General features: G+C 61.7%; 12 protein-coding genes and 1 tRNA gene. 6 read left to right on the top strand and 7 right to left on the bottom strand.

Features of this window, described 5'->3' with window-relative positions:
- Positions 1 to 33 precede the first annotated feature (33 nt).
- Both P775_RS25195 and trpE read left to right on the top strand, forming a co-directional pair.
- A complete protein-coding gene (locus tag P775_RS25195) occupies positions 34 to 1,881 on the top strand; it encodes a peptidyl-prolyl cis-trans isomerase (RefSeq protein WP_099913567.1) in 1,848 nt (615 codons plus the stop codon).
- A 4-nt stretch (positions 1,882 to 1,885) separates the two neighbouring features.
- Complete coding sequence (gene trpE, locus P775_RS25190) at positions 1,886 to 3,397, top strand: anthranilate synthase component I (RefSeq protein ID WP_099913566.1); 1,512 nt, start codon at positions 1,886 to 1,888, stop codon at positions 3,395 to 3,397.
- A gap of 265 nt (positions 3,398 to 3,662) precedes the next feature.
- Here trpE and P775_RS25185 read toward each other — a convergent pair whose 3' ends face one another.
- Positions 3,663 to 4,073: a SufE family protein gene (locus tag P775_RS25185; RefSeq protein WP_099913565.1), complete on the bottom strand. Its 411-nt coding sequence runs from the start codon at positions 4,071 to 4,073 to the stop codon at positions 3,663 to 3,665.
- A 130-nt stretch (positions 4,074 to 4,203) separates the two neighbouring features.
- Here P775_RS25185 and P775_RS25180 point away from each other — a divergent pair, with 130 nt between their 5' ends.
- Complete coding sequence (locus tag P775_RS25180) at positions 4,204 to 4,719, top strand: hypothetical protein (RefSeq protein ID WP_099913564.1); 516 nt, start codon at positions 4,204 to 4,206, stop codon at positions 4,717 to 4,719.
- Positions 4,720 to 4,861: 142 nt separating this feature from the next.
- Here the strand turns inward: P775_RS25180 and rnd are convergent, their stop codons facing one another.
- Positions 4,862 to 6,019, bottom strand: a complete 1,158-nt coding sequence (rnd, locus tag P775_RS25175; protein WP_099913563.1) for a ribonuclease D — start codon at positions 6,017 to 6,019, stop codon at positions 4,862 to 4,864.
- A gap of 296 nt (positions 6,020 to 6,315) precedes the next feature.
- On the opposite strand from rnd, the gene P775_RS25170 reads away from it, so the two are divergent.
- Positions 6,316 to 6,504, top strand: a complete 189-nt coding sequence (locus P775_RS25170) for a hypothetical protein (protein WP_099913562.1) — start codon at positions 6,316 to 6,318, stop codon at positions 6,502 to 6,504.
- 95 nt (positions 6,505 to 6,599) lie between these two features.
- On the opposite strand, the gene purN is transcribed toward P775_RS25170, so the two are convergent.
- Together purN and purM are read right to left on the bottom strand one after the other, a co-directional pair.
- Positions 6,600 to 7,193, bottom strand: coding sequence for a phosphoribosylglycinamide formyltransferase (gene purN, locus P775_RS25165; RefSeq protein WP_099913561.1), 594 nt, complete (start codon positions 7,191 to 7,193; stop codon positions 6,600 to 6,602).
- Positions 7,190 to 8,248, bottom strand: a complete 1,059-nt coding sequence (purM, locus tag P775_RS25160; protein WP_099913560.1) for a phosphoribosylformylglycinamidine cyclo-ligase — start codon at positions 8,246 to 8,248, stop codon at positions 7,190 to 7,192. Before purM ends, purN begins: the two co-directional genes overlap by 4 nt.
- 380 nt (positions 8,249 to 8,628) lie before the next feature.
- On the opposite strand from purM, the gene P775_RS25155 reads away from it, so the two are divergent.
- Both P775_RS25155 and P775_RS25150 read left to right on the top strand, forming a co-directional pair.
- Positions 8,629 to 8,705 (top strand) — tRNA-Ile (locus P775_RS25155).
- 168 nt (positions 8,706 to 8,873) lie between these two features.
- Positions 8,874 to 9,128, top strand: a complete 255-nt coding sequence (locus P775_RS25150) for a GlsB/YeaQ/YmgE family stress response membrane protein (protein ID WP_099913559.1) — start codon at positions 8,874 to 8,876, stop codon at positions 9,126 to 9,128.
- Between the two features lie 77 nt (positions 9,129 to 9,205).
- On the opposite strand, the gene P775_RS25145 is transcribed toward P775_RS25150, so the two are convergent.
- The 3 genes from P775_RS25145 to P775_RS25135 form a co-directional block, all read right to left on the bottom strand.
- Complete coding sequence (locus tag P775_RS25145; RefSeq protein ID WP_099913558.1) at positions 9,206 to 9,988, bottom strand: 3-hydroxybutyrate dehydrogenase; 783 nt, start codon at positions 9,986 to 9,988, stop codon at positions 9,206 to 9,208.
- Positions 9,989 to 10,305: 317 nt separating this feature from the next.
- Positions 10,306 to 11,649 carry an NAD(P)-binding domain-containing protein gene (locus P775_RS25140; RefSeq protein WP_099913557.1) on the bottom strand — a complete coding sequence of 448 codons (1,344 nt, stop codon included), beginning with the start codon at positions 11,647 to 11,649 and terminating at the stop codon, positions 10,306 to 10,308.
- 35 nt (positions 11,650 to 11,684) lie between these two features.
- Positions 11,685 to 13,667 (bottom strand): ABC transporter permease, encoded by a 1,983-nt coding sequence (locus P775_RS25135; protein WP_180287577.1) that lies wholly within the window; start codon positions 13,665 to 13,667, stop codon positions 11,685 to 11,687.
- Between the last annotated feature and the right edge of the window lie 3 nt (positions 13,668 to 13,670).

Genomic DNA, 13,670 nt, shown 5'->3' with positions numbered 1-13,670 from the left:
GAGGCCACAAGAAACCCAAGGAGCGCCTCTTTCATGGCATTCAAGGCCCGCAATCTGTCAAAGACCTTTGTCTGGATTATTCTGCTGATGTTGATGGTGGGCCTTGCCGGGTTCGGCGCCACCAACCTGTCTGGCACAGCCCGCAGCGTGGGCTCTGTCGGTGACAAGGACATCACGATCGAGGCGTATGGACGGGCGCTCCAGAACGAAATGCGCGCCTTCGAGGCACAGACCGGATCGGCTATGCCCTTTGCACAGGCCGAACAGCTTGGCCTGACGCAGCAGGTGCTCTCGCAGCTGGTCACCGCAAAGGCCTTTGATTACGAGGCAGGTCAGCTTGGCCTTTCCGTAGGTGACGAGCAGCTCGCGCAGGCCCTATCCCGCATCAAGGCCTTTCAAGGTGTCGATGGCACATTCGACCGCGAATCCTATCGCTTTGCCCTGCGCAATGCAGGCCTGACCGAAACCGCCTTCGAGGCGGAAATGCGCGACGAAACCGCCCGCACCATCCTTCAGGGCGCCGTGCTGGCAGGAACCTCTCTGCCCGACACCTATGTGAACACGCTGCTGGCCTATGCTGGTGAAAAGCGCGCCTTCACCTATGCGACACTGGATGAAAGCAGCCTGCAAACTGGCCTGCCCGTCGCCACGGATGAAGAGCTGCAAACCTATTACGACGCCAACACGGATCAGTACACCCGGCCCGAAACCAAGGTCATCACCTACGCCTGGATCACCCCGGCGATGCTCCTTGATACGGTCGAGGTCGACGAGGATGCCCTGCGCGCCGCCTATGACGAACGCAGCGACCAGTACAACACGCCCGAACGTCGGCTGGTGGAACGCCTCGTATTCGCCGATGACGCTGCCGCACAGGCCGCCAAGGCAAGCATCGATGCAGGTGAGACGGATTTTGAAACCCTTGTCAGTGATCGCGGTCTGGACCTTGCCGATGTCGATCTGGGCGATGCCACCCTTGTCTCGCTGGGCGCTGCGGGCGAAGACGTCTTTGCCGCCGAACCCGGCACGGTCGTCGGCCCGCTGCCGTCCTCGCTTGGCGCGGCACTGTTCCGGGTGAACGGCGTGCTGCCCGCACAGGTCACCCCGTTCGAAGAAGCGCGCGATCAACTCAATGATGAATTGGCGCTCGACCGCGCCCGCCGCGTGATCGAAACCCAGGCACAAAGTTTTGATGACGAACTGGCCGGGGGCGCGACTCTGGAACAGCTGGCCGCCGATACGGAAATGCAACTGGGTCAGATCGACTGGGCGGGCGAAGCTGCAGATGGCATCGCCGGCTACGACACCTTCCGCGAGGCGGCGCAGGCTGTGCAGGATGGCGACTTCCCCGAGATCACCGAACTGGGCGACGGCGGCCTCTTTGCCCTGCGTCTGGACGAGGTTCAGCCCGAAGCCCCGCTGCCGCTTGCGGATGTGATCGACCGCGTGCGCACCGGACTTGATCGCCAGAAGGCGACAGAGTCACTGACCAAAGCCGCCGAAGCGCTTGTCGCGCAGGTGGGCAACGGGCAAACCTTCAGCGATCTCGGCCTGAACATCACGGTCGAGGAGGGTCTGACCCGCAATGCAAAGGTCACCGACCTGCCCCCCGGTCTGCTGACTGCGGTGTTTGAAATGGAACCTGCCCAGATCCGCATCCTGCCTGGCAATGGACAGGTCACGCTGGTGCGTCTGGACGAGGTGATCCCGGTCGACCCCGAGGCTGACGACAGCAAGGCACTTGCCGATCAGCTGCGCCAGCAGGCGGCCAATGATGTGGCGCAGGATGTCTATGGCGCCCTGTCCGCGGATATCCAGTCCCGCGCCGGGGTTCGGATCAACCAGCAGGCGCTGAACGCCGTCCACGCACAGATACAGTAACCCGATGGCCCTGACCCCCGATTACGACAGCTTTGCCAAGGCCTATAAGGCCGGCGAAAATCAGGTTGTCTACGCCCGCCTCGCCGCCGACCTCGACACGCCGGTTTCCCTGATGCTGCGGCTGACTGGGGCGGCCAAGGACGCCTTCATGCTCGAATCCGTGACCGGAGGCGAGGTGCGTGGACGGTATTCGATCATCGGGATGAAGCCAGACTTGATCTGGCAGTGCCACGGCACCACCGCCCGCCTGAACCGGCAGGCGCGCTATGATGCAGAGGCGTACAAGGACGTGGACGCCGATCCGCTGACCTCCCTGCGTGCATTGATCGCGGAATCCCGCATCGCCCTGCCAGAGGACCTGCCCCAGGCCGCCGCCGGTCTGTTTGGCTATCTCGGCTATGACATGATCCGGCTGGTCGAACACCTCCCGGACGTGAACCCCGATCCGCTCGGCCTGCCCGATGCGGTGATGATGCGCCCATCGGTTGTCGCCGTGCTCGACGGAGTCAAGGGCGAGGTGACCGTGGTCTCCCCCGCATGGATCAATGACGGTCTGTCCGCCCGCGCCGCCTATGCCCAGGCGGCTGAGCGTGTGATGGACGCCATGCGCGATCTGGAACGTGCCATGCCGCAGGCCAGCCGCGATCTGGGCGAGGCGCAGGAGGTCGGCGCGCCGGTCAGCAACTTCACCCCCGACGCCTACAAGGCCGCCGTGGAAACGGCGAAGGATTATATCCGCAAAGGCGACATCTTTCAGGTTGTTCCGTCCCAGCGCTGGACGCAGGATTTCCCGCTGCCGCCCTTCACGCTCTACCGCTCGCTCCGGCGCACCAACCCCTCGCCCTTCATGTTCTACTTCAACTTCGGCGGCTTTCAGGTCATCGGTGCCAGCCCCGAAATCCTCGTGCGGGTCTTTGGCCGCGAGGTCACCATCCGCCCCATCGCCGGCACCCGCCCCCGCGGCGCCACCCCGGAAGAGGACAAGGCGAACGAACTGGAGCTTCTGGCCGATAAAAAGGAGTTGGCAGAACACCTGATGCTGCTGGATCTGGGCCGCAACGACACCGGCAAGGTCAGCAAGATCGGCACGGTGAAGCCAACCGAACAGTTCATCATCGAACGCTACAGCCATGTGATGCACATCGTCTCGAACGTGACGGGCGAGCTGGCGGAAGATCAGGATGCCCTTTCGGCATTTTTCGCAGGCATGCCCGCAGGCACCGTCTCGGGCGCGCCCAAGGTACGCGCCATGCAGATCATCGACGAGCTTGAGCCAGAAAAGCGCGGCGTCTATGGGGGCGGTGTCGGATATTTCAGCGCCGGTGGTGACATGGACATGTGCATCGCCCTGCGCACGGCGATCCTGAAAGATCAGAAACTCTACATTCAGGCCGGTGGTGGTGTCGTCTATGACAGCGACCCCGAAGCGGAGTATCAGGAAACCGTGCACAAATCCAACGCCATCCGCCGCGCCGCTGCTGACGCGGCCCGCTTCACCGGCAGCGGCAACACCTAGATCCCGCAAAGGCTCCACGCTGTCGACCTGACGCCACTGACCTTTCAGCCAATACAGCCAACATCGCAAAACCAGACTCCGCTCTGGGCGGCCCGTCGGCTCCGCCACCGACCCAAAAAGCGCCGTTCACCTGAAAGGCCGGACTCTATAGACCCAAACGTCTCCCGCGCCCAAAGCCCCGGTTTCATCTGCCCCTAAATATCCCGGGGAGTGTGAGGGGCTGGCCCCTCACTCCTGCCCTGACGAAAGGCACAACATCAGAGGGTCAGACCGCCTCAGCCGCCTGGATCCGGATCCGCTCGATCATCGCGCTCAACCCGTTAGAGCGCTGCGCCGACAGATGGTCGTTCAACCCCAACCGCCCCAGTTCGGCCCGCGCGTCAACCTTGCCGACTTCGGCCAAAGGCAATCCGTCATAAAGCCGGTGCAAGACGGCGATCAGACCGCGCACGATCATCGCATCGCTGTCACCCTGGAAATGGTATGCACCACCGCTCACCGCCGGATGCAGCCAGACCTGGCTTGCGCAGCCATCAACCTTGGTTGCCGGAACTTTCAACGCATCGGGCAAAGGCGCCATCGCCTTGCCCAGCTCGATCACGTGGCGATAGCGATCTTCCCAATCCTCAAGGAATTCGAAATCCTCGACCACGTCTTCAAATGCCGCCTGGGCCATGAAATCACTCCTCGTGTCCTTGGTCCTGACCTAAGTGCCCCCCCGATAAAGGTCCAGCCCTCTTGGGGAGGCTTTTCAACCGGCGCGCACTGCGCTATCCCTCAGGCAGTAGAAAAAAGGCAGCAGTTGCATGTTCAAACCCCTCATGATCCTGACGGTTTCAGCAGTGCTGCTGACCAGTTGCAGCACCGTGCGCGACTCGCGGGTCAATCCGATGAACTGGTTCGGTGGCGCCCGCTCCCAACCTGTGGCCGTCCAGAACCCGGACAGCACCGTGAACCCTCTGATCCCGGCAGAGCGTCGCTTCAATCTTCTGGGCGCCAAAAAGGCTCCCCCACCCTATGTCGGTCAGCCGATTGCGACAGTCTCCGAACTTTTGATCGAACGCCGCGCCGGTGGGGCGATCATCCGGGCCAGCGGTATCGCTGACCGTCAGGGTCCCTTCGATGTGCGCCTTGTGCCCGTGCCCGATCAGCCCGGCACCCTGAGCTATACGCTCAGCGCTCTGCAGACCAATGGCCCGCGTGATACCAATGACTGGTCGCGCACCGTGACAGCGGCCCTCTGGCTCACCGATCAGGAACTTGCCGGTGTCAGCACGATTCGTGTGATTGCTCGCAGCAACGAGCAGACCGCCCGCCGCTAAGACCGCGCCGCAGATCTATCTGCTCTTATAATCGCAGCCTGGCCCCATCCGGGCCGGGCTGAGGTTTCGTCGGGCTTGGGGTCGGCGCAACATCACAAAACGGGCCAAGGTGAAAAAGGCGGCGCTGTCTGCGCCGCCCCGATCAGATTTCGATCACTTCCACATGGTTGCCCTTCGCGGCAAGGGCGATGCGCCCTTCGCACAGCCGCAGCGCTTCCGCGCCAAAGACCTCGCGCCGCCAGCCTGTCAGAGCCTGCACATCGCGCAGTCCTGCCGCAATGGCATCCAGATCGGACGCGGGCGCGATCAGCTTTGACGCAACCCCGGAACTTTCGGTCTTTGCCTTCAGCAAGACACGCAGCAGATCAGCCAGCGCCGGGTTGACCTGCATCTTGTCGCGGCTCATGTCGGGCTGCGGCAGATCTTCTTTGGGGCATTCCAGGCCGCGCGTCACTGCCGCGATGATCCCATCGGCAATGTCGCCCTTGCGGGCCTCGCGCAGCAGCAGACGCGAACGGCCAAGATCCTCGTAACTCTGCGGCTTGGTCGAGGCGAGCTCGACCAGCGCATCGTCCTTGTAGACCCGGCTGCGCGGGATGTTGCGTTCCTGCGCATAGCTCTCGCGGAAAGCGGCCAGTTCCCGCACGATCGCCAGAAAACGCGGCGCGGTCGAGCGTGTCTTGATCTTCAGCCAGGCCTCGGCGGGCCGGGTGATATAGGTCTCGGGATTGGTCAGCAGCGTGATCTCTTCCTCAACCCACGGGGTGCGGCCGGATTTTGCCAGCTGTACCGACAGGAATTCGTAGATCTGGCGCAAATAGGTGACATCGGCCAGCGCATAGACCTTCTGCGCATCCGACAGCGGACGCCGCGACCAGTCGGTAAAGCGCGAGGACTTGTCCAACCCTTCCTTGGCGATCCGCTTGACCAGCGTCTCGTAACCGACCTGCTCACCAAAGCCACAGACCATCGCCGCAACCTGCGTGTCGAACATCGGCTCAGGAATCACTCCGTGATCCACATAAAAGATCTCAAGATCCTGACGGGCCGCGTGGAACACCTTGACCACCGACGTGTCGCGGAACAGATCCATCAGCGGCTCCAGCGACAGCCCCTCGGCAAGCGGATCCACCAGCACCGCTGTGCTGTCATCCCGGCCCGGCAAGGCAAGCTGCAGTAGGCAAAGCTTGGAATAATAGGTCCGTTCCCGCAGAAATTCCGTATCCACAGTGATATAGGCCTGCCCCTTGGCTCCTTCGCAGAAGGTCGCCAGCTCCTCAGTCGTCGTTATCGTCTTCATTCGGGCTCCGGGCGATTATCATTCTTGTTGAAAACATGTCGTAAACAATTTTTCGCGATAGATCAAAGCGGTCTTCACGTAAATCAACCCCCAATCCCGACAGAATGAAGGATTGTGTCCTCTGTCAGGGAAAGCAGGACCTCATCTTCCGCATCAAACATCCACTTTATGGCAAAATTAGGCGCCCGGCCACAGCCATCAATATTTGTGATTAACCTTACACAAAACATTCATTTTCATAACGCTTACCGGATCGCTATACCCTGATCCTGACTTCATGGATCGGAGCTAACCCCATGACCACACTTGATTTTCACATTGCAACGCCGCGCCGCGCGGCGATGGACCGTTCGACCCTTGCGGCCGCGCTGACGGCAATTGCGCTTGTTGTCCTGATGGGTATCCCTGCCCTGATGGCCCCGACGTCGGAAATTCCGGCCACAGGCTGGCACGGCAATGCCGCCACCTCGGTGTCACTGCGCTAAAGCGTTTCGGGTTCAAACTGAATCTAGACAGATGCGGCCACCCTTTTGGGGCGAACGCGAAATCTGATTCTGGTTCAGGGTGATCCCAAAACGGGCTAAGGTAGCCGCACCATTGTGCGGTCGCCACCAGCAAACCGACGCAACACCGCCGGATAAAGCTGATGTTCCATCACAAGGACACGCGCGGCCAATGTGTCGGGCGTGTCCTCTGCGTTTACAGGCACTGTCGCCTGTCCAAGTACCGGACCTTCGTCCAACTCCGGAGTGACCTCGTGCACCGTGCAGCCATGCTGTGCATCGCCCGCCTCAAGCGCGCGGGCATGGGTGTGCAATCCGCGATATTTCGGCAGCAACGAAGGGTGGATGTTCAGCATCCGGCCCTGCCAGCGCCGCACGAAGCCTTCAGTCAGCACACGCATGAACCCGGCCAGACAGATGATATCCGGCTGGGCCTGCACCAGACGGGCATGCAGCGCATCCTCGAACGCGGCCCGGTCACCTTTGAACGGGCGGTGATCGACAAAATCGGTCTCGATCCCCATGGCGCGGGCCTTGTCCAGCCCGCCCGCCGCCGCACTGTTGGCCATCACCAGCACGGGACGCGCCGGGTGATCACCCGTCATGCTCTGCGCCAGCGCCACCATGTTGGAACCGCCACCAGACAGCAGAATAGCAACCCGTCTGGTCACGCAAGGTCGCCCTGATACTGCACGCCCGGTGTGCCGCTCACATAGCCCAGCGGAATGACGCTCTCGCCCTCTTCGGCCAGCAACGCGGTCAGCGCTTCGGCCTGATCCGGCGCAACAACGGCGATCATGCCCACACCGCAGTTAAAGGTCTTGAGTAGTTCTGCCTGCGCCATGCCCCCCGTCTCGGCCATCCAGGCAAAGACCGGCGGCAGTTGCCAGGCGTCCAGATAGATCGTCGCACCCAGCCCCTCGGGCAGGACACGCGGCAGGTTTTCGGTCAGACCGCCACCGGTGATATGCGCCAGCGCATGCACGCCACCCGCCCGGACAGCCGCAAGGGCCGACCGCACATACAGGCGCGTCGGTGTCAGAAGCTCCGCACCAAGGCTCTGCTCCGACCAGGGGCACGGCGCGTCCCAGCCCAGCCCCGAAACCTCGACCAGCTTGCGCACCAGCGAATAACCATTGGAATGCACGCCGTCCGACGCCAGTCCCAGCAGCACATCGCCCTCGGCTACACCGGCAGGCAACTCACTGCCCCGTTCCATCGCACCGACGGCAAAACCGGCAAGGTCAAAGTCGCCCGCCGGATACATCCCCGGCATTTCCGCCGTCTCGCCCCCGATCAGCGCACAGCCGGACCGCACGCAGCCCTCGGCAATGCCCTCGATCACCCGCGCGGCCGTGTCGGTGTCCAGCTTGCCTGTTGCGAAATAATCCAGAAAGAACAGCGGCTCCGCACCCTGACAGACCAGATCGTTTACGCACATGGCAACCAGATCAATGCCCACGCCATCCACATGACCGGTGTCGATCGCGATGCGCAGCTTGGTGCCCACACCGTCGGTCGCCGCCACAAGAACCGGATCAGTGTACCCGGCGCCTTTCAGATCGAACAGCGCGCCAAAGCCGCCAAGACCCGACATCACGCCGGGGCGCGCTGTGCGCTTGGCCGCAGGCTTGATCCGCTCGACCAGGGCATTGCCCGCATCGATGTCCACACCTGCATCGGCATATGTGATGCCGTTCTTGCCGCCGGTCTCTGTGCTGCTCATGGCGCTCTCCCGTCTAGATTTACGGCGCTTTAGCGCACCTGCGAATTGAAGGAAAGCACCTTGGCACGCATGGGCGTGGTCCGGGACCTTTCTGACACTAACCTCAGCTCATGTGAACAAAGCTTTTTGCCTGTTGAATGAATTACAGCGTTTCGGGTTTAACCAAAGGCAACGGGCATCCGATGTCGCGTTCAATCAAAGGGAGAGACCGCGAATATCCGATCCAGGTTTAAGCCAAAACGCAGTAAACGCCTCAATCACCCTCCGCCAGCCGCAGATAGCCTTGGTGGGCATGGCAGTGGTCTCTACGCCCTCTGGCCGCATTTTGCGCCGGTTCTGTCTTGACCCGCGCCGCCCGGATGATATGCACAGGTCTCAGCGGGCCTGTAGCTCAACTGGTTAGAGCAGAGCGCTCATAACGCTTTGGTTGCGGGTTCAAGTCCTGCCGGGCCTACCATCCCACCCGCATCGTTCGAAATCCATGCAATCGCGCCAGACCAGCTGCCGCGAGCGGCCAGCGTGTTTCGTCGGCAACCTTTCCCCCCGTGCCGCGTTGGACACAGGCAAATACCGGCGAAATCCGCATCCCGCAGCCTTGCGGTCAAATATTTAAAAAGGGGCCAAAATGGCACTCCAGGCAATTCTTATCATTCTTCTCATCGGTGCCATCGCTGGATGGCTGGCCGGGCTGATCGTCTCGGGCTACGGCTACGGCCTTCTGGGCAATATCGTGGTCGGCATCATCGGCGCCTTTATCGCGGGCTGGTTGTTCCCCTATTTCGGCTTTGCCATGGGCGGCGGCATCCTCGCGTCGATCCTTCAGGCCACACTCGGCGCGGTCGTCCTGCTGGCGCTGATACGGCTGGTCAAGCGCGTCTGACCAACAATCCCGAACACGACAAAGTCCGACGCATCCCCTGCGCCGGGCTTTTTGATGTGAACCGTTCGGACCTCAGCTCAGGTCATCGACCAGCCGTGTGATACGTTCAGCGACTGACCGGTCAGCGCATTGGTTTCAAACGCGGCAAACACCCAGGCGATTTCCGCCACATCCTCGACCGTGGTGAATTCTGTATCCACCGTGCCGCCCAGCATCACCTTGCTCACAACCTCGTCTTCGGAAATACCCAGATCCTTGGCCTGCTCCGGGATCTGCTTTTCCACCAGCGGCGTGCGCACGAATCCCGGGCAGATCACGTTGGAGCGCACGCCTTTCGGACCACCCTCTTTGGCGATGACCTTGGACAGGCCCATAAGCCCGTGTTTGGCCGTCACATAGGCGGATTTGAGCGCGGAGGCCTCCTTGGAATGCACCGATCCCATAAAGATGATGCTGCCCGACCCGGCCGCGTACATATGCGGCAGCACCGCCTTTGAGGTCAGGAACGCCCCGTCCAGATGGATCGACAGCAACTTTTTCCACTCATCATAGGGGAAATCCTGCAGCGGGTGCACGATCTGGATCCCAGCGTTGGACACCAGCACATCCACCCCGCCCCAGGCCTTGACCACCTCTGCGACGCCTGCATTCACCTGCGCCTCGTCGGTCACATCCATCTCGACCGCCATCGCCTTGCCCGGCCCCGCGGCCGTCAGCGCATCAGCGGTCTTCTGCGCTGCGTCAAGCTTGAGATCCGCAATCACCACACGCGCGCCATCCGCAACATAGCGCTTGGCGATGGCATGGCCGATGCCACTGGCGGATCCGGTGACGATGCAGACCTTGTCTTTGAGGTTCATGAGTTGGCTTCCTTCTGTGCAGCGCAGGCGCGATACCCGCATGGGGCGCAAGCTGTCCGCGTCGGGGACAGGATGCAGTGTCTCAGAACCAACCAGACGCAGCCCCCCCGGGTTCCCGGCAGGGTGGCATCCGGCACGTTCCAATAACAATTCTTCCGGGCAACTTGCGGCAGATGCAACCGCAACCTTGCCCTGCTCTTCATCTGGGCAGCGTCGCTGTCAGCACCCTGACAGCCACATGACATCGCTGTAAGGTTCAACAACCAGAAGGGGCGCCAGCCTGCGCTGCGCCCCCTCTCTCTTCATGCCCAAATCACTCAGTTCTGCAGATAACTTTCCAGACTGTCGTCCAGCGCGTCTTTCCACGGCGTGTGATGCGCGGGCGCCATCGACCCGGTGATCACCGAGCGATAGCTGTTGTCGCGAAAACCCATGATGTCGGCCTTCTTGTGCTTTTTCCACTGAAAGAACGCATCGCTCGCGCCGTCCACATCAAAGCTCGGGTAATCGGTTTCGGAAATCAGCTCCTTGATGTAATCGCCCTGATAGCAGATCGCATCATGATCGCTTTGCCCCGCATCTTCGCGCGCCACTCGTTCCGTCACATCGGCCTGCATCGCGGCAGGGTCATTGGGCAGTGCAATCCGGCCCAGAATGACATCGCGCACATACCACGCCTGCGCGTCGAACATGTTGAAGGTAAACCACTGATCCTGCATGCCCAGATAGAACATCGCCGGATTGTGCGTCAGCACCACCCCCTTGTAAAGATCCGCCGTCGCCAGCCGGTTCGCGGTTTGCAGGCGCAGATCATCAGGCAGGAAGGCAAAGTGATGCCTGTAGCCGGTGCACAGGATCACCGCATCCACGTCCTTGGTGGTGCCATCCTTGAAGGTGGCGGTGTTGCCCTCGATCTTTTGCAGCAGGGGCACCTCCTGCCAGTTGTCGGGCCAGTCATAGCCCATCGGTGCCGTGCGATGTGACACCGTCACCGATCTGCAGCCGTACTTCCAGCATTGCGACCCGATATCCTCGGCGGAATAGCTGGTGCCGACAAGCAAGATATCCTTGCCCGCAAATTCCCGTGCATCGCGGAAATCATGCGCATGCAGCACCCGCCCGTTGAACCGGTCGAACCCGTTGAATTCCGGCACATTCGGCGTCGAAAAATGGCCCGAGGCGACGATGACATGATCAAACACCTCTTCATAGGCGTGATCCCCGACCAGATCGTGTGCCGTCACGGTGAACAGCCCGGTCACCGCGTCATAGGACACATCCCGCACCGGGGTGCGAAAACGGATCCAGTCGCGCACATCCGCCTTTTGCACCCGTCCCTGGATATAATCGAACAGCACCGCCCGTGGCGGGTAGGATGCGATCTGTTTGCCGAAATGCTCCTCAAAGGAATAATCGGCGAATTCCAGCGCCTCTTTCGGACCGTTCGACCACAGGTAGCGATACATTGACCCGTGCACAGGTTCACCAAATTCATCCAGCCCGGTGCGCCAAGTGTAATTCCACAAGCCGCCCCAGTTGTCCTGCTTTTCAAAGCAGACGATTTCAGGGATCTCGGCCCCCATCTGTGCGGCAGATTGAAAGGCCCGCAGCTGGGCCAGCCCCGACGGCCCGGCGCCGATCACGGCAATACGTTTCGTCATTGGCAGTTTTCCTTCAGTCATTGAAATATGCAGGATCAGCCAACCCCAAGGTGTTTCTTGCGCTTGTTTGCCCAGCCCTGGATCAGCCGGTCGGCCACGATCCCGATGGCGGCAATGGAGAGCCCCGCCAGAATGCCGCGCCCGGTGTCCGCCGTGGGCAGCGCGCGGTAAATTTCTTGCCCCAGATCACGCGATCCGATCAGGGCAGTGATTGCGACCATGGACAGCGCCATCATGATGGTCTGGTTCAGACCCAGCATGATCTCGGGCAGGGCCACGGGCAGTTCGACCTTGAACAACCGCTGGCGTGGTGTGGCCCCATTGGCAATCGCCGCCTCGATGGTCACATCCGGAATGCGCCTGAGCCCCAGATAGGTGTAGCGGATCGACGGCACCGTGGCATAGGCCAGGATCGCCACGATATTGGACAGATCCCCGACCTTGAGCAGCATGATCACCGGGATCAGATAGATGAAGGACGGAAAGGTCTGCAGCGTGTCGCAGATCGCCATGACCGGGCGCGCCACGCGCGGCGATCTGGACGCCCAGATGCCGATCGGCAGCCCGATGCAGACGCAGATCACAACCGCCGAAAACACCAGATAGACGGTCAGAACCGCCGGTTCCCAGAACCCGAACAGCACGATACCCAAAACCAGACCCATGCACAGCAGCGCCGTGCCGCGCCCGCCCAGACGCAGCCCCGCCGCGCCGACCAGTCCCACAACGACCACCCAAGGCACCGCCAGACAGAAATCACGCAGCGGGATCAGCATCTCAACCGTGATGAAATCCCGCACCGGCTGGATGTAGTCATAGCTGACCTTTGCGAACCAGCGCACCGCCTCGTCCATCTGCGTGCCAAAGGTCACAGTCAGCCGCTTGGGCAGGACCGAGGCTTCCTTGAACAGCGCCGCCAAGGCGAACGACACGATCAGCGCCGCACCAAAGGCCAGCGCATGACGGTGGCGAAAACGCCAGCTGCGCCCGCGCGCCGCATAATCCGTGGGCCGGTTCGCCCAGGCCTGCGTCACCCGGTCCAGCACGATGGCAATCATCACGATCCCCAGCCCCTGCTCGACCGCGGCACCCAGTTTCAGCTGCTGGAGCGAGGTCAAAAGCTGCTGCCCCAGACCCGTCGCCCCCACTAGAGACGCAATCACCACCATGGCCAGCGTCTGCATCACAACCTGATTGACCCCCAGCATCAGGATCCGCTTGCCCGCAGGGATCTGCACCTTCCACAGCAACTGACGCGGCGTGCAGCCCGACATCGTGCCCGCTTCGGTGATTTCCGGCGGAACGGTCTGTAGCGCCAGGATCACGCAGCGCGCCATCGGCGGCATGGCAAAGATCACTGTGGCGATCAGCGCAGGCACCTGACCGAATCCGAACAGGATCACCACAGGCACCAGATAGGCCATATGCGGTGTGGCCTGCATAAGATCGAACATCGGACTGACAACCGCTGCCACACGGCGTGACCGCACCGCCCAGATCCCCAGCCACAGCCCGATGCTCACCGCAAAGGGCACGGCCACAATCACGATTGTAAGGGTGCGCATACCGTCACGCCACAACCCGAACACTGCGAGGTACAACAGGCAGCTGGCCGAAAACAACGCCAGCCGCCAGCCGCCCACCCAATGGCCCAGAATAGCCGCGCCCAGCACAATTGACACCCACGGCAGCGGCGGCAGATCCAGCGGCCGGATACCGCGATACAGCAGATATTCCGCCCAGGTCAGCGGCTGATCCAGCAGATCCGCCAGAAACCGGGTCAGGTCGCGAACCTTGTAGCTGCCGATCCCGGCATCCTCGCCCAGCCATTCGAAAAACCGCGTGATCCATCCGCGCATCGGGATGACCCAGGCCTCGGGCCAGCGCAACGCCCCGCCCCACAGCGCCGACAGGGCAAGGCCCAAAGCAATGATCACGGCAAACTGCCAGATCAGCGGCACCTGCGCCAGCGACAGACGCGGCGACAGCAGGCGCGGGGCAGCGAGGAAACGTGGCATTTG

It is taken from the genome of Puniceibacterium antarcticum, from assembly GCF_002760615.1.
Classification (GTDB): Bacteria; Pseudomonadota; Alphaproteobacteria; order Rhodobacterales; family Rhodobacteraceae; genus Puniceibacterium; species Puniceibacterium antarcticum.
The sequence above is the reverse complement of the archived record's forward strand: the minus strand, read 5'-3'. Positions and strand labels throughout refer to the sequence as shown.

Bases quoted from the DNA above. Each gene is read 5' to 3' on its own strand.
- P775_RS25145 (WP_099913558.1), bottom strand. From the start codon at position 9,988: ATGAACCTCAAAGACAAGGTCTGCATCGTCACCGGATCCGCCAGTGGC.
- P775_RS25150 (WP_099913559.1), top strand. From the start codon at position 8,874: ATGGCACTCCAGGCAATTCTTATCATTCTTCTCATCGGTGCCATCGCT.
- trpE (WP_099913566.1), top strand. From the start codon at position 1,886: ATGGCCCTGACCCCCGATTACGACAGCTTTGCCAAGGCCTATAAGGCC.
- purM (WP_099913560.1), bottom strand. From the start codon at position 8,248: ATGAGCAGCACAGAGACCGGCGGCAAGAACGGCATCACATATGCCGAT.
- P775_RS25195 (WP_099913567.1), top strand. From the start codon at position 34: ATGGCATTCAAGGCCCGCAATCTGTCAAAGACCTTTGTCTGGATTATT.
- rnd (WP_099913563.1), bottom strand. From the start codon at position 6,019: ATGAAGACGATAACGACGACTGAGGAGCTGGCGACCTTCTGCGAAGGA.
- P775_RS25170 (WP_099913562.1), top strand. From the start codon at position 6,316: ATGACCACACTTGATTTTCACATTGCAACGCCGCGCCGCGCGGCGATG.
- P775_RS25185 (WP_099913565.1), bottom strand. From the start codon at position 4,073: ATGGCCCAGGCGGCATTTGAAGACGTGGTCGAGGATTTCGAATTCCTT.
- P775_RS25180 (WP_099913564.1), top strand. From the start codon at position 4,204: ATGTTCAAACCCCTCATGATCCTGACGGTTTCAGCAGTGCTGCTGACC.
- P775_RS25135 (WP_180287577.1), bottom strand. From the start codon at position 13,667: ATGCCACGTTTCCTCGCTGCCCCGCGCCTGCTGTCGCCGCGTCTGTCG.
- P775_RS25140 (WP_099913557.1), bottom strand. From the start codon at position 11,649: ATGACGAAACGTATTGCCGTGATCGGCGCCGGGCCGTCGGGGCTGGCC.